This window comes from Hydrogenophaga sp., from assembly GCF_019264445.1.
Lineage (GTDB): Bacteria > Pseudomonadota > Gammaproteobacteria > Burkholderiales > Burkholderiaceae_C > Hydrogenophaga.
Window position 1 is genome coordinate 1 of record NZ_JAHVAB010000070.1, and the last position, 22,537, is coordinate 22,537.

The 22,537-nt window shown below is 68.3% G+C and carries 22 protein-coding genes, 1 pseudogene and 1 riboswitch; of the genes and pseudogenes, 14 read left to right on the forward strand and 9 right to left on the reverse strand.

What is annotated here, in order from left to right:
• From KXJ60_RS15515 to KXJ60_RS15555, 9 genes are all read left to right on the forward strand, one after another.
• Nucleotides 1–1,141: thiamine pyrophosphate-dependent enzyme (locus tag KXJ60_RS15515; protein WP_291129878.1), on the forward strand; the 1,141-nt coding region annotated here is incomplete at its 5' end.
• Between the two features lie 30 nt (nucleotides 1,142–1,171).
• The gene (hyi, locus tag KXJ60_RS15520) at nucleotides 1,172–1,993 is read left to right on the forward strand and encodes a hydroxypyruvate isomerase (RefSeq protein ID WP_291129881.1); all 822 of its coding nucleotides are present in this window, start codon (nucleotides 1,172–1,174) and stop codon (nucleotides 1,991–1,993) included.
• Nucleotides 1,990–2,895 (forward strand): 2-hydroxy-3-oxopropionate reductase, encoded by a 906-nt coding sequence (locus KXJ60_RS15525; RefSeq protein WP_291129884.1) that lies wholly within the window; start codon nucleotides 1,990–1,992, stop codon nucleotides 2,893–2,895. The genes hyi and KXJ60_RS15525 overlap by 4 nt, the downstream gene beginning before the upstream one ends.
• Before the next feature lie 60 nt (nucleotides 2,896–2,955).
• A complete protein-coding gene (locus KXJ60_RS15530; RefSeq protein WP_291129887.1) occupies nucleotides 2,956–4,281 on the forward strand; it encodes a glycerate kinase in 1,326 nt (441 codons plus the stop codon).
• Nucleotides 4,282–4,379: 98 nt separating this feature from the next.
• Nucleotides 4,380–5,021, forward strand: coding sequence for a DUF3348 family protein (locus KXJ60_RS15535; protein WP_291129889.1), 642 nt, complete (start codon nucleotides 4,380–4,382; stop codon nucleotides 5,019–5,021).
• A gap of 9 nt (nucleotides 5,022–5,030) precedes the next feature.
• A complete protein-coding gene (locus KXJ60_RS15540; protein WP_291129892.1) occupies nucleotides 5,031–7,073 on the forward strand; it encodes a DUF802 domain-containing protein in 2,043 nt (680 codons plus the stop codon).
• A complete protein-coding gene (locus tag KXJ60_RS15545; RefSeq protein WP_291129894.1) occupies nucleotides 7,073–7,735 on the forward strand; it encodes an OmpA family protein in 663 nt (220 codons plus the stop codon). Before KXJ60_RS15540 ends, KXJ60_RS15545 begins: the two co-directional genes overlap by 1 nt.
• 1 nt (nucleotide 7,736) lies before the next feature.
• A complete protein-coding gene (locus tag KXJ60_RS15550; RefSeq protein ID WP_291129896.1) occupies nucleotides 7,737–8,291 on the forward strand; it encodes a DUF2894 domain-containing protein in 555 nt (184 codons plus the stop codon).
• A gap of 203 nt (nucleotides 8,292–8,494) precedes the next feature.
• Nucleotides 8,495–8,821 (forward strand): RNA-binding protein, encoded by a 327-nt coding sequence (locus tag KXJ60_RS15555; protein WP_291129898.1) that lies wholly within the window; start codon nucleotides 8,495–8,497, stop codon nucleotides 8,819–8,821.
• Between the two features lie 98 nt (nucleotides 8,822–8,919).
• On the opposite strand, the gene KXJ60_RS15560 is transcribed toward KXJ60_RS15555, so the two are convergent.
• Both KXJ60_RS15560 and KXJ60_RS15565 read right to left on the reverse strand, forming a co-directional pair.
• Nucleotides 8,920–9,681: an ABC transporter permease gene (locus tag KXJ60_RS15560; RefSeq protein WP_291129900.1), complete on the reverse strand. Its 762-nt coding sequence runs from the start codon at nucleotides 9,679–9,681 to the stop codon at nucleotides 8,920–8,922.
• A complete protein-coding gene (locus KXJ60_RS15565) occupies nucleotides 9,678–10,646 on the reverse strand; it encodes an ABC transporter ATP-binding protein (protein WP_291129903.1) in 969 nt (322 codons plus the stop codon). Before KXJ60_RS15565 ends, KXJ60_RS15560 begins: the two co-directional genes overlap by 4 nt.
• Nucleotides 10,647–10,701: 55 nt before the next feature.
• On the opposite strand from KXJ60_RS15565, the gene KXJ60_RS15570 reads away from it, so the two are divergent.
• Nucleotides 10,702–11,796 (forward strand): PA0069 family radical SAM protein, encoded by a 1,095-nt coding sequence (locus KXJ60_RS15570; protein WP_291129905.1) that lies wholly within the window; start codon nucleotides 10,702–10,704, stop codon nucleotides 11,794–11,796.
• Between the two features lie 4 nt (nucleotides 11,797–11,800).
• Here the strand turns inward: KXJ60_RS15570 and KXJ60_RS15575 are convergent, their stop codons facing one another.
• The 3 genes and pseudogenes from KXJ60_RS15575 to thiC all read right to left on the reverse strand — a co-directional run bounded on the left by KXJ60_RS15575 (nucleotide 11,801) and on the right by thiC (nucleotide 14,137).
• Nucleotides 11,801–12,034: an oxidoreductase-like domain-containing protein gene (locus KXJ60_RS15575; protein ID WP_366018598.1), complete on the reverse strand. Its 234-nt coding sequence runs from the start codon at nucleotides 12,032–12,034 to the stop codon at nucleotides 11,801–11,803.
• A pseudogene (locus KXJ60_RS15580) lies at nucleotides 12,029–12,256 on the reverse strand (DUF1653 domain-containing protein); the annotation flags it as partial. The gene KXJ60_RS15575 and the pseudogene KXJ60_RS15580, both read right to left, overlap by 6 nt.
• 9 nt (nucleotides 12,257–12,265) lie before the next feature.
• Complete coding sequence (gene thiC, locus KXJ60_RS15585; protein WP_291129913.1) at nucleotides 12,266–14,137, reverse strand: phosphomethylpyrimidine synthase ThiC; 1,872 nt, start codon at nucleotides 14,135–14,137, stop codon at nucleotides 12,266–12,268.
• 118 nt (nucleotides 14,138–14,255) lie between these two features.
• Nucleotides 14,256–14,370: riboswitch (TPP riboswitch) on the reverse strand.
• A gap of 84 nt (nucleotides 14,371–14,454) precedes the next feature.
• On the opposite strand from thiC, the gene KXJ60_RS15590 reads away from it, so the two are divergent.
• From KXJ60_RS15590 to KXJ60_RS15600, 3 genes are read left to right on the forward strand one after another with little or no spacing between them, the layout of a single operon-like run.
• On the forward strand, nucleotides 14,455–15,138 hold the full coding sequence (locus KXJ60_RS15590) for a glutathione S-transferase family protein (RefSeq protein ID WP_291129925.1): 684 nt from the start codon (nucleotides 14,455–14,457) through the stop codon (nucleotides 15,136–15,138).
• Nucleotides 15,139–15,186: 48 nt separating this feature from the next.
• Nucleotides 15,187–16,308, forward strand: a complete 1,122-nt coding sequence (locus KXJ60_RS15595) for an MBL fold metallo-hydrolase (RefSeq protein WP_291129934.1) — start codon at nucleotides 15,187–15,189, stop codon at nucleotides 16,306–16,308.
• A gap of 13 nt (nucleotides 16,309–16,321) precedes the next feature.
• The gene (locus tag KXJ60_RS15600; RefSeq protein ID WP_291129936.1) at nucleotides 16,322–16,930 is read left to right on the forward strand and encodes a DNA-3-methyladenine glycosylase I; all 609 of its coding nucleotides are present in this window, start codon (nucleotides 16,322–16,324) and stop codon (nucleotides 16,928–16,930) included.
• Here the strand turns inward: KXJ60_RS15600 and KXJ60_RS15605 are convergent.
• The gene (locus KXJ60_RS15605; RefSeq protein WP_291129938.1) at nucleotides 16,927–17,226 is read right to left on the reverse strand and encodes a hypothetical protein; all 300 of its coding nucleotides are present in this window, start codon (nucleotides 17,224–17,226) and stop codon (nucleotides 16,927–16,929) included. The genes KXJ60_RS15600 and KXJ60_RS15605 overlap by 4 nt on opposite strands.
• 119 nt (nucleotides 17,227–17,345) lie before the next feature.
• Here KXJ60_RS15605 and KXJ60_RS15610 point away from each other — a divergent pair, with 119 nt between their 5' ends.
• The gene (locus KXJ60_RS15610) at nucleotides 17,346–17,897 is read left to right on the forward strand and encodes a glycine zipper 2TM domain-containing protein (protein ID WP_291129941.1); all 552 of its coding nucleotides are present in this window, start codon (nucleotides 17,346–17,348) and stop codon (nucleotides 17,895–17,897) included.
• Here KXJ60_RS15610 and KXJ60_RS15615 read toward each other — a convergent pair whose 3' ends face one another.
• The 3 genes from KXJ60_RS15615 to xdhA form a co-directional block, all read right to left on the reverse strand.
• Nucleotides 17,898–18,473: a mechanosensitive ion channel family protein gene (locus tag KXJ60_RS15615; RefSeq protein ID WP_291129943.1), complete on the reverse strand. Its 576-nt coding sequence runs from the start codon at nucleotides 18,471–18,473 to the stop codon at nucleotides 17,898–17,900.
• 80 nt (nucleotides 18,474–18,553) lie between these two features.
• Nucleotides 18,554–20,944, reverse strand: a complete 2,391-nt coding sequence (gene xdhB, locus KXJ60_RS15620) for a xanthine dehydrogenase molybdopterin binding subunit (protein ID WP_291129945.1) — start codon at nucleotides 20,942–20,944, stop codon at nucleotides 18,554–18,556.
• Nucleotides 20,941–22,515: a xanthine dehydrogenase small subunit gene (gene xdhA, locus KXJ60_RS15625; protein WP_291129956.1), complete on the reverse strand. Its 1,575-nt coding sequence runs from the start codon at nucleotides 22,513–22,515 to the stop codon at nucleotides 20,941–20,943. The genes xdhB and xdhA overlap by 4 nt, the downstream gene beginning before the upstream one ends.
• Nucleotides 22,516–22,537 lie beyond the last annotated feature (22 nt).

Consider the following 22,537-nt stretch of genomic DNA (forward strand, 5'->3'; position numbering starts at 1 on the left):
CCCCCCCCCCGCCGACCTGTTGGTGGAGCTGGCCGAGCTCACTGGCGTGCCGGTGATCCCCACGCTCATGGGCTGGGGCACGATCCCCGACGACCACCCGCTCATGGCCGGCATGGTCGGCCTGCAGACCAGCCACCGCTACGGCAACGCCACCCTGCTGGCCAGCGACTTTGTGCTGGGCATCGGCAACCGCTGGGCCAACCGGCACACCGGCTCGGTCGAGACCTACACCAGGGGACGCAAGTTCGTGCACGTGGACATTGAGCCCACGCAGATCGGGCGCGTGTTCGAGCCGGACTTCGGCATCGTCTCCGACGCCAGGGCCGCGCTGCAGCTGTTCGTGGAAGTGGCGCGCGAACGCAAGGCCGCTGGCCAGTGGCCGAGCTACGCCAGCTGGGCGGGTCGCTGTGCCGAGCGCAAGCGCACCATGTTGCGCCAGACGCACTTCGAGCAGATCCCGATGAAGCCGCACCGCGTGTACGAAGAGATGAACCAGGTGTTCGGCCGCGACACGGTGTACGTGAGCACCATCGGCCTGTCGCAGATCGCGGGGGCGCAGTTCCTGCATGTGTATGGGCCGCGCCAGTGGATCAACTGCGGGCAGGCCGGCCCGCTGGGCTGGACCTTGCCGGCCGCACTCGGCGTGGTCGCGTCCGATCCGACGAAGCAGGTGGTGGCGCTCTCGGGCGACTACGACTTCCAGTTCCTGATCGAAGAGCTGGCCGTGGGCGCGCAGTTTCGCCTGCCCTATGTGCATGTGCTGGTGAACAACTCGTACCTCGGCCTCATCCGCCAGAGCCAGCGCGGCTTCGACATGGACTACTGCGTGCAGCTCGCCTTTGACAACCAGAACGTGGAGGAGGGCGCGGGCGATCTGCGCGGCTATGGGGTGGACCATGTCGCCGTGGTCGAGGGCTTGGGGTGCAAGGCCTTGCGCGTGACCGATCCCGGGCAACTGCAGGGCGCGCTGCGCCAGGCGCAGCAGCTCGCCGCGCAGCACCGCGTGCCCGTGGTGGTGGAATGCATACTCGAACGCGTGACCAACATCGCCATGGGCACCGAGATCGACAAGATCAACGAATTCGAGGCCATCGATTGCCGTGCACCCCAGGGCCTGGAGACGGCCGGACTGCTCGACTGAACGCACCAGTACAAGACAAGGACACGCCCCATGCCCCAGTTCGCCGCCAACCTCTCGATGCTCTGGAACGAGCTGCCGTTTCTCGACCGCTTTGCCGCCGCCGCGCGCGCCGGCTTCACCGCGGTGGAGTTTCTGTTTCCCTACGAATTCGAGGCCGACGACATCGCGCAGCGCCTGAAAGACCACCGCCTGCAACTGGTGCTGCACAACCTGCCGCCGGGGGACTGGGCGGCGGGCGAACGCGGCACCGCGTGCTGGCCCGGCCGCGAAGACGAGTTCCGCGCTGGCGTGGCGCTTGCCCTGCAATACGCCGCCGTGCTGGGCACGCCGCAGCTGCACTGCATGGCCGGCATTCCCCCGCAGGGTGTGAGCGAGGCGCAGGCCCGCGCCACGCTGGTGGGCAACCTGCGCTTTGCCGCCACGGCAGCGCGGCAGCAGGGCGTGCGGCTCTTGCTGGAGCCCATCAACCGCTTCGACATGCCCGGTTTCTTTATCAACCGGCCGCGCCAGGCCATCGCCCTCATGGACGAGGTGGGCTCGGACAACCTGTTCCTGCAGTACGACATCTACCACGCGCAGCGCATGGAAGGTGAGCTGTGCAACACCATCCGCGAACTGCTGCCGCGCATCGCCCACATGCAACTGGCCGACACACCCGGCCGCCACGAGCCGGGCACCGGGGAAATCCATTACCGCCACCTGTTCGACTTCATTGATGCCCTGGGCTACCGCGGCCACATCGGCTGCGAATACAAGCCACGCGACGCCAGCCCGGGCGGCACCGACCGGGGATTGGCATGGGTGGCGGCACATGGCCAGACGCTGGCACAACGGCAAGGAGAGCCGGCATGACCCCGGGCGGACTCAAGGTCGGTTTCATTGGCCTGGGCATCATGGGCGCGCCCATGGCGCTGAACCTGCGCAAGGCCGGGCACACGCTGTTCGTGGCGAGCCGCAGCAAGGTGCCCCCGGCGTTTGCGGAAGCGGGCGCGACGATCTGCACCAACGCCACCGAGGTGGCCCGGCGCGCCGACATCGTCATCACCATGGTGCCCGACACGCCCCATGTGGAGGACGTGCTCTTTGGCGAGAACGGTGTGGCCAAGGGCCTCAAGCCCGGCCAGCTGGTGATCGACATGAGCTCCATCAGCCCGATGGCCACCAAGGCGTTTGCGCAGAAGATCAACGCCCTCGGGTGCGACTACCTCGACGCCCCCGTGAGCGGTGGCGAGGTGGGGGCCAAGGCAGCCAGCCTCACCATCATGGTGGGCGGCCCTGAAGCCGCGTTCGAGCGCGCCCGGCCGCTGTTGGCCGCCATGGGCAAGAACATCACGCTGGTGGGTGGCAACGGCGACGGGCAGACCACGAAGGTCGCCAACCAGATCATCGTGGCGCTCAACATCGAGGCCGTGGCCGAGGCCCTGCTCTTTGCCAGCAAGGCCGGCGCCGACCCGGCCAAGGTGCGGCAGGCGTTGATGGGGGGATTCGCGGCCAGCCGCATTCTGGAGGTGCATGGCGAGCGCATGATCCAGCGCGCGTTCAACCCGGGCTTTCGCATCGAGCTCCATCAGAAAGACCTGAACCTGGCGCTGCAGGGCGCGAAGGAACTGGGCGTGAGCCTGCCACACACCGCGAGCGCCGCCCAGCTCATGCAGAGCTGCGCAGCGCATGGCTTCGCCGGGCTGGACCATGCTGCGCTGTGCCGCAGCCTGGAGCTCATGGCCCGCCACGAGATTGCGCCCGCGCCGGGTTGAGCGCTGGCGTGTTACCGGCCTGTAACTTCTGCGCCCGGGGACTCGCTAGACTTCCTGCCCATGACCGAGCCGACCGCCTCCCCCAGCCTGAACGACCCCCGAGCCCTGTTGCGCCACCTGTACGACGTGGCGGTGCAGCGCGCGCTGCCCCTGCACAACACCGCCGCCAGCCTGCCCCCGCCGCCCAAGGGGCGCACGCTGGTGCTCGGTGCCGGCAAGGCCGGTGGTGCCATGGCGCAGGCGGTGGAAGCGCTGTGGCCGGCCGACGCACCGCTCAGCGGTCTGGTGGTCACGCGCTACCACCACACCCCCCCGCGCCCCGCCGGTGTGCCGCAGCGCATCGAGGTGGTGGAAGCCTCGCACCCCGTGCCCGATGCGGCGGGCCTGGCCGCTGCGCAGCGCATCCTTCAGCTCACGGAAGGCCTCACGGCAGACGACCTCGTGCTCTGCCTCATCTCGGGTGGTGGCTCGGCCCTGCTCACGCTGCCCTGCGAAGGCCTCACGCTGGAAGACAAGCAGCGCATCAACCGCCAGCTGCTGGAGAGCGGTGCGCACATCGGCGAAATGAACACCGTGCGCAAGCACCTCTCGGCCATCAAGGGTGGTCGCCTCGCGGCGGCCTGCGCACCCGCGCGCGTGGTCACGCTCACCATCAGCGACGTGCCCGGGGACGACGTGAGCGTGATCGCCAGCGGCCCCACCGTGGCCGATGCCTCCACCTGCGCCGAGGCGCTGGAGATCCTGCGGCGCTACGGCATCGACGTGCCGCCCGCCGTGCGTGCGCAACTGGAGAGCGGTGCCCTCGAGACGCCCAAACCCGGTGACGCCCGCCTGCAGGGGCATGCGGTGGAACTCATTGCCACGCCCCAGCAAAGCCTGGAAGCCGCTGCCGATGCGGCGCGCCAGCTCGGCCTGAACGTGGTGATCCTGAGCGACGAGATCGAAGGCGAGTCGCGCGAGGTGGGCAAGGTGCATGGCGCCCTGGCGCGCTCCACCGCGCTGGGCCGCAGCAGTTTTGCCAAGCCCTGCGTGATCCTCAGCGGCGGCGAGACCACCGTGACGGTGCGCCCGCGCACCGAGGGCCAGGCCCGGGGCCGGGGCGGTCGGGCGGGCGAGTTCTGCCTGGGCCTGGCACAGGCGCTGGGCGGGCAGGCCGGCGTGTGGGCCCTGGCGGCCGACACCGACGGCATCGATGGGGTGGAGGACAATGCGGGGGCGCTGGTGACGCCCGATACGCTCGCCCGTGCCGGTGAAAAGGGCCTGAAGGTCACCGACCACTTGGCCCGCAACGACGCCTACGGTTTCTTCGAGCCCATTGGCGATCTGGTCATCACCGGCCCGACGCACACCAATGTGAACGACTTCCGGGCCGTGCTGGTGGTGTGACACCGGCGCGCTCCGCGCGGCGGCTTCTCGCCGCCCGGAGCCACCCCGAAACACGACATGTCGATCGCGCCCGCCCCGCGGGTGCCAAGGAACCTCTTTTGCGCAGCCATTTCAACCGTTCTGCCCTGGTGCGCGAGCTCGCCAGCTGGCTGCCTGCGGCGGTGGAGCTGCCCCGCCAGGACCTGGCCGAGCGCCTGGGCGGCTGGTTGAACGTGGCCGATGCCATCGCGCTGCACGCCGCCCACCAGGCCTTGCCGGCGCTGGCGGTCGCGCGCCAGCGCGCGGCGCCCAAGGCAGCACCCGATGCCCGCGCCGCACTCGAACGCCTGCGCACCACGCTCACGCAGGCCATCTGCACGCCGCCATACCCGCCCACGGAACCCGACCACGCCGAGTTCGCGCCGCACCACCAGCGCTGCCTCGACCAGCAGCGTCGCATGGAAATGGGCATCGACGCCCTGCGAAACCACCTGCGCCAGACCCTGGCCGCCGCCTCGCCTTCGCTGGCACAACTCGCCGCGCTGGACGCCGCGCTCGACCAGATGCTCGGTGGGCGCGAGCAGCGCCTGCTCTCGGGTGTGCCGGCCTTCCTCAAGGCGCGCTTCGAGCACTGGCGGCAGGCCCAGCCCGACGCGTGGCCCGCCCACTTTGAACAGGACCTTCAGCACGCCTTGCTGGCCGAGCTGGACCTTCGGCTGCAGCCCCTCCTGGGCATGGTCGAAGCGCTGGAGCGCCATTGAATGGAAACCATGAACAGCCACTCCCTGAACCGATTGTTTTTCTTCACCGCACTGGCCCTGGGGCTGGCAGCCATCTTGTGGGTGGGCGCCGGTTTCGTGGGTTCCAGCGCCTTCGCCCTGGCCATGACCGTGCTCATTGGGGGTGTCTACCTGCTCGGCGCGCAGGAAGTCTGGCGCTACCGGCAGACCACCGCGTCGCTGGCGCAGGCGCTGGCCAACGTGCCGCAACCGCTGGCCACGCTGGGCGAGTGGCTGGAGCGTGTGCCCGCTGCCCTGCGCGATCCGGTGCGCCAGCGCATCGAAGGCGAGCGCGGTGCGCTGCCTGGCCTCTCGCTCACGCCGTACCTGATCGGCTTGCTGGTCATGCTCGGCATGCTGGGCACCTTCCTGGGCATGGTGGTCACCTTCAAAGGTGTGGTGTTCACGCTCGAAGGCTCGGCCGACCTGCAGGCCATTCGCGCGGCGCTGGCCGCGCCCATCAAAGGCCTGGGCCTGGCATTCGGCACCTCGGTGGTGGGGGTGGCCACTTCCGCCATGCTGGGGCTGATGTCGGCACTGAGCCGGCGCGAGCGCAGCGAGGTGGCGCGCCTGCTCGATGCGCACACCGCCACCGTGTTCCGCCCTTTCTCGCTGGCGCAGCAGCGCCAGGCCGCGTTCGATGCGCTGCAACAGCAGGCCGGCGCACTGCCGGCGGTGGCGGACCAGTTGCAGGCGCTCATGGGCCAGATCGATCGCCGGCACCAGCAGCTGGACGACCAGTTGCTGGCCCGACAGGCCGCCTTCCATGTGGAGGCGAACGAGTCCTACCGGCGGCTGGCGCAATCGGTGGAGCGCTCGCTCAAGGAGAGTCTGAGCGCCAGCGCGCGCGCGGCGGGCGAGAGCCTGCAGCCCGTGGTGGAAAAGGCCATGACGGCCCTTGCACAGGAATCCACGCGCCAGCACGAGCGGCTGAGCGCCACCGTGCAGGCGCAGCTCAGCGGGTTGTCGGCGCAATGGGGAGACAGCGCGCGCACCGTGTCCGAGACCTGGACCACCGCCTTGGAGCACCACAGCCGCAGCAGCGAGCAGCAGGTGCAGGGGCTGGACCGTGCGCTGGCGGGATTCACCGCCACCTTCGAGGAGCGCTGCGCCGCGCTGATCACGGGGCTGCAAGACAGCGCGGGCCGCGCGCACGCCGAACAGGCCCTGGCCAGCCAGCAGCAGCATGCCGCCTGGGCGCAGAGCCTGCAGACGCTGGGCGCGACGCTGCAGGGCGAATGGCAACAGCTGGGCGCGCAGACGCTGGCGCAGCAACAAGCCGCCGCCCACACGCTGGAGCAGACCGCCACCCTCTGGCGCGACGAGCTGGCGACGCTGCGCCTCGAAGAAGCCGCGCGTGCCGAGGCCAGCCAACAGCGCCTGAGCGGGTTGCAGGCTTCGTTGAACGAGCAGGTGTCGACCCACCTGGCCCAGCTTGGCAGCGCGCTCGAAGCGCCGATGGCGCGCCTGATCGACACCGCCGCCGAGGCGCCCAAGGCCGCTGCCGAGGTCATCGCCCAGCTGCGCCGCGACATGAGCCAGCTCACCGAACGCGACAACACCGCACTGCAGGAGCAGGCCGCGCTCATGGGCCACATCGACACCCTGTTGCAGAGCGTGCAGCAGGCCACGGGTGAGCAACGCACGGCGATTGAATCGCTCGTGACCTCGGCCGGCGCTGTGCTCGACCGGGTGGGCCAGCAGTTTGCCCAGACCGTGGGCGCGCAGGCCGTGCGTGCCGAAGACGTGGCCGCGCAAGTGAGCGGCAGCGCCATCGAGCTCGCCAGCCTGGGCGAAGCGTTCGCCCATGGCGTGCAGCTTTTCAGCACCACCAACGAAAAGCTCATCGACAGCCTGCAGCGCATCGAGAGCGCGGTCACGCAGTCCATGGCGCGCAGCGACGAGCAGCTGGCGTACTACGTGGCGCAGGCCCGTGAGGTGATCGACCTGAGCATCAGTTCGCAACAAGGCATCGTCGAAGACCTGCGCCGCCTGCGTGGCCCGGTGGGCGCAGCGGGCAAGGGAGCCGCGTGATGACGGGCCTGGACGAGCGTCCACTGGAAGACGACGACGGCACCGACCGCGCCGCGCCGGTGTGGGCCGTGTTCGGCGACCTCATGGCCGGTCTGGTGGGCGCGTTCGTGCTCATTCTGGTGGGTGTGCTGGTGGTGCAGATGGATCTGGTGGCCAGCCTGGAGGCCGAGGTGCAGAAGCGCCAGCAGGAAGAGCAGCGCCGCATGGCGCTGGAGAAGGCGCTGGCGATCCCGCTGCAAAACGGCCGCGTGACGCTGGACAACGGCCGCATCGGCATCAGCGGCAGCGTGCTGTTTGCGCTCAACTCCGACCAGCTGCGGCCCGAAGGCCGGCAAATCCTCCAGAGCCTGGTGCCGCCGCTGCAGGTGTACCTGGGCGAACGCGACGAAATGCTCATGGTCAGCGGCTTCACCGACGACCAGCCCGTGCAGTCCCGCAACCAGCGCTTTGCCGACAACCTGGAGCTCTCTGCCCAGCGTGCCCTCACGGTCACGCGTGCGCTCATCCAGGAAGGCATGCCGCCGCAACGCGTGTTCAGCGCCGCGTTTGGTGCCGAGCAGCCTGTGGCTTCCAATGCCGATGAAAAGGGCCGCGCGCTCAACCGCCGCGTGGAAATGGCGCCGGTGCCCAAGAGCAGCAACGGCACGGCGAAGGGCCGCTAGCGTGAGCCGCGACGCCGTGCACGCCCGCTATGTGGCCGCGCTGACGCGCCGCATGCAGGTCGCTGCGCCAGCGGTGCAGCGCGTGTTGCAAGCCAGACTCGCGCAGGCGCAGGCGCAGGCGCCGGACCCCGTGGCGCAAGAGGCACCGTCCGCGAGTTCAGCGGCCCCGCCCGCCCGGCCCCGCCCGAAGCGCCAGCCACTGAACCCGTCGCCGGCCTCACCACTCGCCCAGCTCAACCAGCATGTGGCCGCGATCAGCCAGGCACCGGCCGGTGCCCGCACCGAACTGCGCAGCGCCCAGGCTTTTCGCCATACCTGGTCGCGCATGCGCGCCGAAGACGAAGTGAGCGAGGCGGTGCAGCGCGGCCCGGACAATGCCGGCCCGCTCAACTCGCACATGCTGGTGCTGCGCACGCTCGGCCTGCTGCGCGAGCTCTCGCCGGACTACCTGCAGCGCTTCATGGCCCACGCAGAGACGCTGTTGTGGCTGGAGCAGGCGGGCAGCCGGCTCAAGCCGGCCGCGGGCAAAAACAAGCCCGCGCGAGGAAAAAAGTGAATTGTGCGGCCTCGCAATAGCCCCTTTTCACCACCAGAACGGGTGCAACCGCTGCGTCTGGCGCATACTCCCCCCTCGTCCGCGAAAAAATCGCGGGCGCAAGTCAGGTGATTGGTCAGTTTCGTGCGCTACGGCGTCACTCTCGGGTTTGTTGTGCTGTCGGGACCCCATCGCTTTGTTTTTGTATCTTTGAGGAGTCCTCCATGGGCAACAAACTTTACGTCGGCAACCTGCCGTACACCGTTCGCGACCAAGATCTGCAAGAGTCGTTCTCCGAGTTCGGTTCTGTCAACAGCGCCAAGGTGATGATGGAACGCGAAACCGGCCGCTCCAAAGGCTTCGGCTTCGTCGAAATGGGCAGCGATGCCGAGGCGCAAGCCGCCATTGCTGGCATGAATGGCCAGTCGCTGGGTGGCCGCAGCGTCACCGTGAACGAAGCCCGTCCGATGGAAGCCCGTCCCCCCCGCACTGGCGGCTATGGCGGTGGCGATCGCTCCGGCGGTGGCGGCTACGGCCGCGGCGGCTACTAAGCCCTGCCGCAGCGCACGCTCAGCCTTGCGCTGAGATTCGCAAAGAAAGCTTCAGCACCTCGGCGCTGAAGCTTTTTTTTCGTCTGGCCGATGCGCGTTCAGCGGCGCAGCTTGTACCCGGTCTTGAACACCCACCAGATGAAGCCCAGGCACAACGCCATGAACACCAGCGTCATGCCGGTGCTCACCGCGATGTGCACGTCGGCCACGCCATAGAAAGCCCAGCGGAAACCGCTGATGAGGTAGACCACCGGGTTGACCAGCGAGACCGTCTGCCACACGGGCGGCAGCATGTTGATGGAGTAGAACGCGCCGCCCAGGAAGGTCAGGGGCGTGACCACCAGCAGCGGAATCACCTGCAGCTTCTGGAAGCTGTCGGCCCACAGGCCGATGATGAAACCGAACAGGCTGAAGGTGATGGCGGTGAGCAGCAGGAAGCCGATCATCCAGACCGGGTGAGCGATGTGGTACGGCACAAACACCCGCGCCGTGAGCAGGATGAGCAGACCGAGCACCACCGACTTGGTGGCCGCCGCGCCCACATACCCCAGCAGCACTTCGATCCACGACACCGGCGCGGAAAGCAGCTCGTAAATGGTGCCGGACCACTTGGGCATGTAGATGCCGAAGGAGGCGTTGGAGATGCTCTCGCTCAACAGCGACAGCATGACCAGGCCGGGAATGATGAAGGCGCCGTAGGTGACACCGTCGATGTCGCCCATGCGCGACCCGATGGCGGTGCCGAAGACGATGAAGTACAGCGACGTGGTGAGGACGGGCGCGACAATGCTCTGCGTGAGCGTGCGGAAGGTGCGTGCCATCTCGAAACGGTAGATGGCCTGGATGCCGTGGAGGTTCATGCGCGTGCTTCCTGCTGGTTGTGCACGAGGCTCACGAAAATGTCTTCGAGCGAGCTCTCGCTGGACTGCAAGTCCTTGAAATCGATGCCCTGGCCCGCCAGGGCGCGCAACAGCTCGGCAATGCCGGTCTCTTCCTTTTGCGTGTCGAAGGTGTAGGTGAGCGTGAGGCCGTTGCCCGAGAGCTCGAGCGGCCAGCTGGCCAGCGCCTCTGGCAGGCGCTCCAGCGCGTGCTGCAGCGTGAGCGTGAGCTGCTTCTTGCCCAGCTTGCGCATCAGCACGTCCTTGTCTTCCACCACGATGAGCTCCCCCCGGCGGATCACGCCGATGCGGTCGGCCATGTCTTCGGCTTCCTCGATGTAGTGGGTGGTGAGGATGATGGTCGTGCCGTTCTCACGCAGCTCGCGCACCATGCGCCACATGTCGTGGCGCAACTCCACATCAACCCCTGCGCTGGGCTCGTCCAGAAAGAGGATCTTCGGCTCGTGGGAGAGCGCCTTGGCGATCAGCACGCGCCGTTTCATGCCGCCGGAGAGCGTCATGATCTTGTTGTCCTTCTTGTCCCACAGCGAGAGGTCGCGCAGCACCTTCTCGATGTAGACCGGATCGGGCGCCTTGCCAAACAGGCCGCGGCTGAAGTTCACCGTGGCCCACACCGACTCGAACGCATCGGTGTGCAGCTCCTGAGGCACCAGGCCGATGGCCGCTCGGGCCTCGCGGTAGTGGTGTTCGGTGTCAAAGCCGTCGGCCAGCACGGTGCCTGTGCTGGCGCGCGCAATGCCGCAGATGATGCTGATGAGCGTGGTCTTGCCCGCGCCGTTGGGGCCGAGCAGGGCGAAGATTTCGCCGCGCTGGATGTCGAGGTCGACGTGCTTGAGGGCCTGGAAACCGCCCGCGTAGGTCTTGCTCACGCCGCGCACGGACACGATGGGGTCGGCGGTGCGCACCGCCGTGGAAATCAAGGTCATGAACCCTCCTGAGACGCTGCACTCTAGCACTGTTTTTGTGTACAGTGGGTGGTCCATGCGAAGCGTCCACATTCCCATCCAGGCCATCAAGGGGCGAGGCATCGCGCACCTGCAGCCGCACCGCTTCGCAAGCGACGCACGCGAAGCGTTTGACGACGGCTGGGGCGCGCTGGACGACGCAGCGCAAGCGCGCGATGCCGCGCCGCCGCCCGCCACCGAGGTGCGCTGGGAAACGTGCAAGAGCGCGATCACCAGGAACGACTCGCCCGACGTGGGGTTTGCGCTGGGCCTCAACCCCTACCGCGGTTGCGAGCACGGCTGCGTGTACTGCTACGCACGGCCCACGCACAGCTATCTCAACCTCTCGCCCGGGCTCGATTTCGAGACCCGGCTCATTGCCAAGCGCCACCTCGCTCAAGTGCTGCAGCGCGAGCTTGCCAGCCCCCGCCACGTGCCCGGTTTGCTGGCCATCGGCACCGTGACCGATGCGTACCAGCCCGTCGAGCGCGAGCTGCGCCTCACGCGCGAGGCGCTCGCGGTGCTGGCACAGGCCAGGCATCCGCTGGCCATCGTCACCAAAGGCAGCGGGGTGGAGCGCGACATCGACATTCTTGCGCCCATGGCCGCGCAGGGGCTGGCGGCGGTTTACGTGACCATCACCACGCTGGACGCGAAGCTCGCGCGCGTGCTGGAGCCGCGCGCGGCCGCACCACACCGGCGCCTGCGCACCCTGCGCACGCTGGCCGAGGCGGGCATCCCCGTGGGGGTGAGCGTGTCGCCGCAGATCCCGTTCATCAACGAGGACATGGAGCGCGTGCTGGAAGCGGCTTGGGAGGCCGGCGCGCGCCGCGCCTTCTACACGGTGCTGCGCCTGCCTTGGGAGCTGAGCCCGATGTTTCGCCAGTGGCTGGAGCAGCACTACCCCGACCGCGCCCAGCGCGTGATGGCGCGGGTGCAGGACATGCGCGGCGGCAAGGACTACGACGCCGACTTTGCCCAGCGCATGCGCGGCAGCGGCGTCTGGGCCGACCTGCTGCGACAGCGATTTGACAAAACCTGCGCCCGCCTGGGTTACCACACCGAGCGCGAGCCGCTGGACACCTCGCAGTTCCGGCCGCAGGCCTTGCGCGCGCAGCAGGAGCTGTTCTGAGGCCTCAGGCCATGAGCGCCAGGGCCTCTTCGCGCCAGAAGTGCAGGGCGGCGTAGTAGCCCTCCCAGACGCATCCGTTGCAGCCGCGCCCGCAGCAGGTCTCGGGCTCGGGCGGCGGCAGGCGCAGGGCAGTGTCCAGGGAAATGCCCTGGCGTTGTGCGAGGCCGCGCAGGTGGGCTACGAGCGCCCGCGCCGTGGCGAGTTCGGCCAGCGGCACGAGTGCCGGGTCGTGCCGCACGAAGCGGGGTTGCTCGCGCCCTTCAAACACCGCCACCTCGGCAAACATGGCCGCTGGCCGCACCCACTGACCCCACCCGCCGTAGAGCGCGCGGTACAGCGTCATGCCCTGCAGGGTTTCGCTGCATCGCACGGTGTCCAGCACCTCGTACCAGCCGCCCTTGTAGTGACGGTACAGGCCGGTGGGCGTGGGGTGCAGCGGGGGCAGGTCGTCGTCGGTCATGGCGGGAGTTTAGGCGTCGGCCTTTTTCGAGATGGCGTCCACCGGCACATAAAACGCCCCACCCGCCGCCTTGAACTCGGCCGACTTCCCGGCCATGCCGCGTTCGGCGAAGTCGCGCACGTCCTGCGTGATCTTCATCGAGCAGAACTTCGGGCCGCACATGCTGCAGAAATGCGCCTCCTTGCTGCTGTCCTTGGGCAGGGTTTCGTCGTGGAAGTCGCGCGCGGTGTCCGGGTCCAGGCCGAGGTTGAACTGGTCGTGCCAGCGGAATTCAAAGCGGGCCTTGCTCATGGCGTCGTCGCGCGCGCGGGCACCGGGGTGGCCCTTGGCGATGTCGGCGGCGTGGGCCGCGATCTTGTAGGCGATCAACCCTTGCTTCACGTCGTCGCGGTCGGGCAGGCCCAGGTGTTCCTTGGGCGTCACGTAGCAGAGCATGGCCGTGCCCATCCAGCCGATCATGGCCGCGCCGATGGCGCTCGCGATGTGGTCGTAACCCGGCGCGATATCGATCGTGAGCGGCCCCAGCGTGTAGAACGGCGCTTCGTGGCAGTGCTTCAACTGCTCGTCCATGTTGGCCTGGATCAGGTGGATCGGCACGTGGCCCGGGCCTTCGATCATGGTCTGCACGTCGTGCTTCCAGGCGATCTGCGTGAGTTCGCCCAGCGTTTTCAGTTCGGCGAACTGCGCCTCGTCGTTGGCGTCGGCCGCGCTGCCGGGGCGCAGGCCATCGCCGAGCGAGAAGCTCACGTCGTAGGCCTTCATGATTTCGCAGATCTCGTCGAAGTGCGTGTACAGGAAACTCTCGCGGTGGTGCGTGATGCACCACTTGGCCATGATCGATCCACCGCGCGAGACGATGCCGGTGCGGCGGTTCGCCGTGAGATGAATGAACGGCAGGCGCAGGCCGGCGTGGATGGTGAAGTAGTCCACACCCTGTTCGGCTTGCTCGATCAGCGTGTCGCGGTAGATCGCCCAGGTCAGGTCTTCGGCCACGCCGCCCACCTTCTCCAGCGCCTGGTAGATCGGCACCGTGCCGATGGGCACCGGCGAGTTGCGCACGATCCAGTCGCGCGTGGTGTGGATGTTGCGGCCAGTGGACAGGTCCATCACGTTGTCCGCACCCCAGCGAATCGCCCACACCAGCTTGTCCACTTCCTCTTCGATGCTGGAGGTCACCGCCGAGTTGCCGATGTTGGCGTTGACCTTGACGAGGAAGTTGCGCCCGATGGCCATGGGCTCGACCTCGGGGTGGTTGATGTTGGCCGGGATGATCGCGCGCCCGCGCGCCACCTCGTCGCGCACGAACTCGGGCGTGATCACCGCGGGGATGCGCGCGCCCATCGGGTTGCCCCGCAGGCGGGCCTCGCGTGCGGCGTCGCCCAGGTACTCGGCCATCCACTCGCGTCGGCCGTTTTCGCGCACGGCCACGTATTCCATTTCCGGTGTGACGATGCCGCGCCGCGCGTAGTGCATCTGTGTCACGTTGGCGCCGTTGCGCGCGCGGCGCGGTGTGCGCTGCAGGCCGGCGGCTTGTGCGCGCAGCGCTTCGATGCGCTCGGCCTCGCGGGCCTCGTGCTTCGCGCCGTCGTCCTGCGCCTGGCGAATGCGGCCGGGGTAGTGTTCGGTGTCGCCCCGAGCGTCGATCCACGCGCCGCGCGCGTCCGGCAGTCCGCGCCGCACGTCGATCATGGCCGAGGGCTCGCTGTACGGGCCCGAGGTGTCGTAGACGGTGACGCGCTCGCCGTTGGTGAGCGTGATCTCGCGCATGGGCACGTGCACGCCCGGCTGCTGGGCGGGCACGTGGATCTTGCGGGAGGCGGGGAAGGGGACGCGGCTGAGCGCGAGGGACGCGGCGTTGGCGATGGGGTCGGGTGCATTCATGGTGGCGGTCTCCGGTTCCGGTGGATGGGCATGGACAAATGCTCCGGAGGACCGCCCCCACCACCGCGATGGCGAGCGCACCGCTTCCCGCCAGGGAAGGGCCACGCCCGCATGCCGCCATGGGGACATGCGCTCTTCTTTCGCCGGTACTAACCGGATCAAGTTCACGGGTTCGGCGTTCAAGCCGTCTCAGCGCCAGACCTTTGCAGGTCCGTGCACCCCGGAGCAGGGCAAAGTGTATGCGGTCTGGTACCAGGCTTGATGTTGGGTGCACACTGGGCACCATCGGCCAGCCTTGACCATGGAACCCGCCACACATGAGCCCGCTCACGCTTCACTTTCATCCGCTCTCCTCGTACTGCCACAAGGTGCTGATTGCGCTGGATGAGCTGGGGGTTGAGGTGGATCGGCGCCTGCTCAACCTCGGCGACCCCGCCGAGCGGCAGGCCTTCCTGGCCTTGTGGCCCCTGGGCAAGATGCCGTTGCTGGTCGATCAGGGGCGCCCCATCCCCGAGACGAGCATCATCATCGAACACGTGCAGCGCCACCATGCGGCGGGCGCTGCGGTCCTCATTCCTGAGGATGCCGACGAGGCCCTTGCGGTGCGCGCGTGGGACCGCTTCTTTGATCTTTATGTGATGACACCCATGCAGGCCTGCACCGCCGACCTGTTGCGCGCCGAAGCCGACCGCGATGCGCTGGGCGTGGCGCGTGCCCACGAAGCTCTTTTGTCCGCGTATGGTGTGATCGAGCGCCAGCTGCAAGGACGCGAATGGGTGGCCAGCGACGCGTTCAGCATGGCCGATTGCGCAGCGGCGCCTGCCCTGTTTTACGCGGTGACTTACGTGCCCTTACCCGCCACCCACGAACGGCTGGCGGCCTACTTTGAGCGCCTGGTCCACCGCCCTTCGGTGGCGCGCACGATTGAAGAGGCCCGGCCCTTTTTCAAGTTCTACCCCGGGCGCGCTGGCTTGAATGCGCGTTTTCTGGAAGCCGCTTGAAACCACTTGATGCGCCGCAGGCCTGCGGCACTGACACAGGAACACAGGATGAACAGTTTTGGCAAGCGCGCACAAGGCGAACGGCTGGAGCGCATGCGGGCGTCCGCGCTGTGGAACGGCGAGGGCTTTCGCAACCTGCACCCCATTGCGCCGGGGCTTCGCGACCTGAGCGTGCCCCGGCCCACGCTCAAGGAGTTTCTGGGCGCAGGCGACCGGCGCACACCCGCCGCGCCATTGCCCGCACACGACCCGCGCGAAGCCTGGAGCCAGCCGGCGCGCAGCGGCCTGCGGGCCACCTGGCTGGGGCATTCCACCGTGCTGATTGAAATCGACGGCCACCGCGTGCTGACCGACCCGGTGTGGGGCACGCGCGCCTCACCGTTTCGCCTGCTGGGCCCCAAGCGTTTTCAGCCGGTGCCGCTGCGGCTGCGGCAGATGCCCGAAGTGGACGTGGTGGTGATCTCTCACGACCACTACGACCACCTGGACTACCCGACCATCCGCGCACTGGCAAGGCACAGTGCCGTGCCCTTTGTCACCTCGCTCGGCGTGGGCGCCCACCTGCAGGCCTGGGGCGTGGCGCCCGAGCGCATCACCGAGCTCGACTGGTGGGAAAGCCACCGCGTGCCCGGCACGGGCCTGACCATCACGGCGGCGCCGTCGCAGCACTTTTCGGGGCGTGGTCTCAAAGACCGCAACGCCACCCTGTGGTCGTCCATGGTGGTGCAGTCCGAGCGCCACCGCGTGTTCTTCAGTGGCGACACGGGGTTGACCACCGAGTACGCCACCATCCGCGAGCGGCTCGGGCCGTTCGATCTCGTCATGCTCGAAGTGGGTGCCTTCCACCCTTCGTGGGGCGACATCCACCTGGGCCCTTTGAACGCCCTGAAAGCGCACGCACTGCTGGGCGGCGGTGCGTTTCTGCCAGTGCATTGGGGCACGTTCAGCCTGGCCATGCACGCCTGGGACGAGCCCGCAGAAACCTTGCTGCAGGCTGCGCAAGGCGCGGGCACGCCGCTGCTCATGCCCCGGCTGGGCGAGGCGGTGGAGCCCGCCGCCCTGAGGCCGGTGGTGCCGTGGTGGCGCACGCTCGACACCTCACAACCGATGGCCCCAACGCCAAGCGAGCCTCGCTCGCTTGAGCGCGACCTCCCCTGGCCGCTGGACTGAACGGAGCACACACATGAGCACGACCTTGCCCGGCCCCGATGGCCTTGAGCGCTGCCGCTGGTGTGCCGGTGCGCCCGGGTTTCTGGACTACCACGACCGGGAGTGGGGCTTCCCGGTGGACGACGACCGCCGCCTGTTCGAGAAGCTGTGTCTGGAGAGCTTTCAGTCGGGCCTGAGCTGGCGCACCATCCTGGCCAAACGCGAGAACTTCCGGGCTGCCTTCGCGGGGTTTGAATTTCACCGCATGGCGCGCTTCACAGAAAGCGATGTGGCGCGCCTGCTCGACGACACGGGCATCGTGCGCCATCGCGGCAAGATCGAAGCGGTCATCCACAACGCCGCGTGTGCGCAGGAGCTGGTGCAGCGCGAGGGCTCTCTGGCCGCGTACTTCTGGCGCCACGAGCCGACCGCCGACGCGCTGGGCGTGCCGCAGACGGCGTCGACGTCGGCCGCGTCTGTCCAGTTGTCGAAAGACCTGAAGCGGCGGGGCTGGAAGTTTGTGGGCCCCACCACCGTGTTTGCCTTCATGCAGGCGATGGGCCTGATCAACGACCACGCAGAGCGCTGCGTGGTGCGCGCGCAAGCCGAGAAGGCCCGCCTGCGCTTCAAACGGCCGGGTTAGATCGGGTCGGCCAGCAGCTTGGAAATGGCCGCGATGTTGGCCGCGCTGGGCACCTGCGGCTTCATTTCGTCTTCTTCGGCGGTGGCGTTTTCGTGCGCCTGGATGGCATTGACCATGCTGTACTGGTCTTCCCAGGACAGCGTCTTGCCTTCGGGGCAGAGGTCGCGCAGGGTGCCGAACCAGTAGTAGCCGTCCTTGCCACCAAACAGCGTGTCGATACCGCCGGCATAGCCGTTTTTGAGCCCGTGGGCGGCCAGGATGAGCTTGAGCTTGTGGTGGGAGACGGAGTAGTGCATGGAACAGGGTGCGGGTGGGGCGGGCCGCGATTCTACTGGCAGGGTGGGCTTGCCTACGTTTTGTCACACGTGGTTGCGCCAGCGGGGTTAGATTGCGGGCTTTCCAACAGGAGGCTTCTATGGACAAGTCAATGATGAAGGGTGTGGCCATCGGCGGTCTCGCCATGGTGGTGCTGGGTGCCGGCGCGGTGGGCGGTTACAAGACCTTCACAAAGCCCACGTTTGCCGATGTGGTGGCGGTCAAGGAGGTCACGCAGACGGTCGTGACGCCGCGCGAGCAGTGCGAGAACGTGGCGGTGCAGCGCCAGGCGCCGGTGAAGGACCAGAACCGCATTGCCGGCACGGTGATCGGCGGCGTGGCCGGCGGCCTGCTGGGCAGCACGATTGGCGGCGGCAGCGGCAAGACGCTGGCGACCGTGGCCGGTGCGGCGGCGGGCGGCTACGCCGGCAACCAGGTGCAGAAGAACATGCAGCAGAAGGACACGGTCACGACGACCGAGCAACGTTGCCGCACGGTGAACGAAAAGTCACAAAAGGTGATGGGTTACGACGTCACTTACCGGCTCGAGGGCAAGGACGGCACGGTGCGCACCACCTTCAAGCCGGGCGCCACGCTGCCGGTGAAGGACGGCCAGGTGGTCACCACGCCGCCGGCCGAAGCAAAGTCCTGATCAGTCCAGCAGCGAGCGCACCACCGATTCGCGCGTGCGCAGACGCGTGGTGCGCTGAAAGAACAGGCTGTTGGGCACGCGCAGGTACGAGGGCTCGGCGTCGGGCCCGGTGTCCTCGCGCAGCGTGGTGTAGATGAGGTTGATGTCCATCACCTCGCCTGCGAGCCCCGGTTTGTCACCGCCTTCGAGCAGCTCGATGCGGTCGCGCAGGCCAAAAGGGCGCGAGGTGAAGATCAGCACCGCGCAGAAGATGTTGGAGAGCACGCTCCACGCGGCAAAGAAGGCGATGGCACCCACCGCGGCAAAGCCGGTGAACGCGGTCCAGATCACCATGCCGGACACGCCCACACGGTCCAGCGCCAGCAGCAGGGCCGCGCCCAGCAACAGAAACGTGACCACCCGACGGCCGCCGATCGCGAATTCCAGCGGCAGTTGCTTGTCTTCCGAAATGCGGTTGATCAGCCGGTGCAGCATCGAGCGCAGCAGCAGCGCGACGAAGACGATCAGCGCGATCTGCAGGGCGATGGTGATGACATCGATGAACGGGTGGGCGTAGTCGGGGAGAAAGTCTTTCATGGGGCAGGCGTGGCGGGTGCAAAGGGGCCTAGCTTATCGGGCTCGCCCACGGTGCACCCTCGGTGCGCGGCCTGGGTGCCTCAGCCGCTCGCGGCCCGCAGCACCTCTTCGGCGGTGGCGGGTGCATTCATCATCCCGGGCTGACCGCCGGCCTGGCCCACCGCGTCGCGCAGCGCCTCGAACACGCTGATGGCCAGCATGAAAGGCGGCTCGCCCACGGCCTTGCTGCCGTGCACGTTGTCCTCGCGGTTGGGCTCGGGCCAGAGGTCGACCTTGAAGTGCTCGGGGATGTCGCCCGTGGCAGGGATCTTGTAGGTGCTGGGTGCGTGCGTGGCCAGCGTGCCCTTGCCGTTCCACACCAGCTGCTCGGTGGTGAGCCAGCCCATGCCCTGCACGAAACCGCCTTCGATCTGGCCGACGTCGATGGCCGGGTTGATGCTGCGGCCCACGTCGTGGAGGATGTCGACCTTGAGCACGCGGCTCTCGCCGGTGAGCGTGTCGATGGCCACTTCGGTCACGGCCGCGCCGTACGAGAAGTAGTAGAACGGCCGCCCCGTGAGCGTGGTCTTGTCATAGTGGATCTTGGGCGTGCGGTAGAAGCCGTCGCTCCAGAGCTGGATGCGGTTGGCGTAGGCCGCGTGCACCACGTCGTTGAAGCTGCGCGTGGTCTTGGGTGTGATCACCTGCCCGCCCTCGAAACGCACCGCGCCAGCGCCGCAGCCATCCAGCCCGGACACGAATGCCGCCAGGTTGTCGCGCACATGGCGCGCGGCAAACTGGGCCGCGCGGCCGTTGAGGTCGGTGCCGCTGGAGGCGGCGGTGGCGCTGGCGTTGGGCACCTTGCTGGTGTCGGCGGCGGTGGAGAGCACGCGCTCGAAAGGCACGCCAAGCTCGTCGGCCACGATGGCGGCCACCTTGGTGTTGAGGCCCTGGCCCATTTCGGTGCCGCCGTGGTTCACCTGCACGCTGCCGTCGGTGTACACATGCACGAGTGCACCGGCCTGGTTGAACAGCGTGGCCGTGAAGCTGATGCCGAACTTGACCGGCGTGAGCGAGATGCCTTTCTTGATGACAGGGCTCCTGGCGTTCCAGGCCGCGATCTGCTCGCGCCGCTGGCGGTACTGGCTGGTCTGCGCGAGCGTGGTCATCAGCGGTTCGAGGATGTTGTCCTCCACCGTCATCTGGTAGTGGGTGACGTTGCGGGTCTCGATGCCGTAGAGGTTGCGCAGGCGCACATCCAGCGGGTCGAGCCCCAGCGTGTGCGCGATGTCGCTGAGGATGCGCTCGATCACGATCACACCCTGCGGGCCGCCAAAGCCACGGAAGGCGGTGTGGCTCTGCGTGTTGGTCTTGCAGCGGTAGCTGGAGATCGACACGTCTTCCAGGAAGTAGGCGTTGTCGGCGTGGAAGATGGCGCGGTCGGCCACGGGGCCAGAGAGGTCGGCGCTGAAGCCGCAGTTGGCCAGCATCTCCAGGTCGAGGCCGCAGAGCAGGCCGCTGTCGTCAAAGCCCACGCGGTAGTGGTACGCAAACGGGTGGCGCTTGCCGGTGATCATGAAGTCGTCGTCGCGGTCCAGGCGCAGCTTGACGGCGCACTGCAGCTTGCGCGCGGCCACGGCCGCCCACACCGCCAGGTGCCCGGCCTGCGTTTCCTTGCCGCCAAAGCCGCCGCCCATGCGCCGGCACTCGACCGTGACGGCGTGGTTGTGGATGCCCAGCGCGTGCGACACCCAGTGCTGCACCTCGCCCGGGTGCTGGGTGCTGGAGTAGATCCACCACTGGTTCTGTTCCAGCGGCAGCGCGTAGGCGATCTGGCCTTCGAGGTAGAAATGCTCCTGGCCACCGACCTCGAACGTGCCTTCGAGCTGGTGCGGGGCGCGGGCCAGCGCGGCGGCAGCGTTGCCCCGCTTCACATGCACCGGCGGCAGCACGTAGCTTTGCAGCGCATGGGCCTCGTGCACCGAGAGCACGGCGGGCAGGGGCTCGATGTCGAGCTTGACCAGGCGCGCGGCGCGGCGCGCGGTCATCACGTCATCGGCCACCACCACCGCCACCACCTGGCCGGTGAACTGCACGGTGTCGCTGGCGAACACAGGTTCGTCGTGGGCAAAGGCGGCCAGCGTCGGGTCGCCCGGGATGTCGGCCGCGCCGAACACGCCGCGCACGCCGGGCATGGCGAGGGCGGCCGATGTGTCCATGCCGCGCAGCCGGCCGTGCGGCACGTTCGAGCACACGGGGGCGGCGTGCAGCGTGCCGCGCACTTCGGGGATGTCGTCGATGTAGGTGGCGGCGCCCGCCACTTGGGCGCGTGCGCTTTCGTGGAAGCGCGAGACGCCGGCGGCGCGGGTGTCGGTTTGGGCTGAACTTGTCGAAGCCGTGGCCGACAGGTGGGCCGGCCCTTCGACAGGCTCAGGGCGAACGGTCTGTTTGGGCTCAGGGCGAACGGTGTCGTTCTGGTCGCGCGCGTTCATGCCAGGGCCTCCAGGGTGGAAGGGGTCAGGCTTTCCAGGTTGATGTGTTGCAGGCCCTGGCTCTCCAGCCAGAAGCGCTGCAGCAGGTTGCCGAGCACGGTCTGGCGGTAGTGGGCGCTGGCGCGCATGTCGGAAATGGGCTGGAACTCGGCGCGCAGCGCGGCCACTGCCGCCATCACGGTGTCGGCCGTCCAGGGCTGGCCGCGCAGGGTGGCCTCGGTCTGGCGGGCGCGCACCGGGGTGGCGGCCACGCCGCCCGCGCCGATGGACGCAGCCTTCACCACGCCGTCTTCCACCGTCACCTGGATGGCCAGGCACACGGCCGAAATGTCGTCGTCAAACCGCTTGCTGATCTTGTAGACGCGCAGGGTCTGGCCGGCCGTGGGCCGGGGCACCTTGATCCAGGCGAGCAGCTCGTCGGGGCGCATCACGTTGGTGCGGTAGCCGGTGTAGAGGTCTTCCAGGCGCAGCTCGCGGTGGGCGATGGTGCCGCGCCGCGCGTCCCAGCGCATCAGCACCACGCTGGCCCCCAGGGCGATCAGCAGCGGCATGGAGTCGCCGATGGGCGAGCCATTGGCCACGTTGCCGCCCAGCGTGCCCGAGTTGCGCACCGGCAGGCCGGCAAAGCGCTGGGCGAAGGTCTTGAGCTGCGGGCGCTCGGCCACCAGGGCCGCGTAGGCGTCGGTCAGCGTCACGGCCGCACCGATAGCGATGTGGTGGGGGTAGGTCTCCACGCGCCGCAGCTCGCGCGCGGCGGTGACGTCGAGCACCTGGGCGAAGCGCTTGTGCATCTTGGTGACCCACAGGCCCACGTCGGTGCAGCCCGCCACCACTTGGGCTTTGGGATGCGCTGCGCGGGCCTGCAGCAGGGCAGCGAGGGTTTTGGGGCGCAGGTAGCCGGAGCCGCGAGCGGGGGCGATTTTCTTGAGGGCGGCCACCGTGGCGGCTTCGTTCACGGCGCAACCCGCCGGCAAGGGCAGGCTGCCCATCTGCTGCGCCGCCTCCAGGATGGGGCGGTAGCCCGTGCAGCGGCACAGGTTGCCGGAGAGGTCGGCCTGGGCCTGCGCGCGGTCAATGCCCTGGCCGCCTCGGGTGTTCTGGTACATCCCGAAGAGGCTCATGACGAAGCCCGGGGTGCAAAAACCGCACTGGCTGCCGTGGCACTGGACCATGGCTTCCTGCGCCGGATGAAGACGTGGGCCCCCACGCTCCTGCGCTGGCGCGGGTCGCTGCCCCCCGGGTGGGCTGCCCCCGCCTTGGGGCGGCCCGGCGGCGGGGTCGTCCTGCTCTGCAAGGTCTTCCACCGTCCACAGCGCCAGGCCGTCCACCGAGTGCGCCAGCCGGATGCAGCTGTTGATGGCCTTGTATTCGAGCTGGCCGTTGACCGCCTCGCCCAGCACCACGGTGCAGGCGCCGCAGTCGCCTTCGCCGCAGCCTTCTTTGGTGCCGGTGCAGTGCAGGTCTTCGCGCAGCACCTCCAGCAGGGTGCGGTCAGGGGCCACGTTGTGCAGCGTCACGGGTTGGCCGCGCCGCAGGAAGGTCAGGGTTTGTGCGGATAGGGGGGTGCTCATGCGTGCCAGCATAGCGCTGCCC

Bases quoted from the DNA above. Each gene is read 5' to 3' on its own strand.
- hyi (WP_291129881.1), top strand. From the start codon at position 1,172: ATGCCCCAGTTCGCCGCCAACCTCTCGATGCTCTGGAACGAGCTGCCG.
- KXJ60_RS15525 (WP_291129884.1), top strand. From the start codon at position 1,990: ATGACCCCGGGCGGACTCAAGGTCGGTTTCATTGGCCTGGGCATCATG.
- KXJ60_RS15530 (WP_291129887.1), top strand. From the start codon at position 2,956: ATGACCGAGCCGACCGCCTCCCCCAGCCTGAACGACCCCCGAGCCCTG.
- KXJ60_RS15540 (WP_291129892.1), top strand. From the start codon at position 5,031: ATGAACAGCCACTCCCTGAACCGATTGTTTTTCTTCACCGCACTGGCC.
- KXJ60_RS15545 (WP_291129894.1), top strand. From the start codon at position 7,073: ATGACGGGCCTGGACGAGCGTCCACTGGAAGACGACGACGGCACCGAC.
- KXJ60_RS15555 (WP_291129898.1), top strand. From the start codon at position 8,495: ATGGGCAACAAACTTTACGTCGGCAACCTGCCGTACACCGTTCGCGAC.
- KXJ60_RS15560 (WP_291129900.1), bottom strand. From the start codon at position 9,681: ATGAACCTCCACGGCATCCAGGCCATCTACCGTTTCGAGATGGCACGC.
- KXJ60_RS15565 (WP_291129903.1), bottom strand. From the start codon at position 10,646: ATGACCTTGATTTCCACGGCGGTGCGCACCGCCGACCCCATCGTGTCC.
- KXJ60_RS15570 (WP_291129905.1), top strand. From the start codon at position 10,702: ATGCGAAGCGTCCACATTCCCATCCAGGCCATCAAGGGGCGAGGCATC.
- thiC (WP_291129913.1), bottom strand. From the start codon at position 14,137: ATGAATGCACCCGACCCCATCGCCAACGCCGCGTCCCTCGCGCTCAGC.
- KXJ60_RS15590 (WP_291129925.1), top strand. From the start codon at position 14,455: ATGAGCCCGCTCACGCTTCACTTTCATCCGCTCTCCTCGTACTGCCAC.
- KXJ60_RS15595 (WP_291129934.1), top strand. From the start codon at position 15,187: ATGAACAGTTTTGGCAAGCGCGCACAAGGCGAACGGCTGGAGCGCATG.
- KXJ60_RS15600 (WP_291129936.1), top strand. From the start codon at position 16,322: ATGAGCACGACCTTGCCCGGCCCCGATGGCCTTGAGCGCTGCCGCTGG.
- KXJ60_RS15605 (WP_291129938.1), bottom strand. From the start codon at position 17,226: ATGCACTACTCCGTCTCCCACCACAAGCTCAAGCTCATCCTGGCCGCC.
- KXJ60_RS15610 (WP_291129941.1), top strand. From the start codon at position 17,346: ATGGACAAGTCAATGATGAAGGGTGTGGCCATCGGCGGTCTCGCCATG.
- KXJ60_RS15615 (WP_291129943.1), bottom strand. From the start codon at position 18,473: ATGAAAGACTTTCTCCCCGACTACGCCCACCCGTTCATCGATGTCATC.
- xdhB (WP_291129945.1), bottom strand. From the start codon at position 20,944: ATGAACGCGCGCGACCAGAACGACACCGTTCGCCCTGAGCCCAAACAG.
- xdhA (WP_291129956.1), bottom strand. From the start codon at position 22,515: ATGAGCACCCCCCTATCCGCACAAACCCTGACCTTCCTGCGGCGCGGC.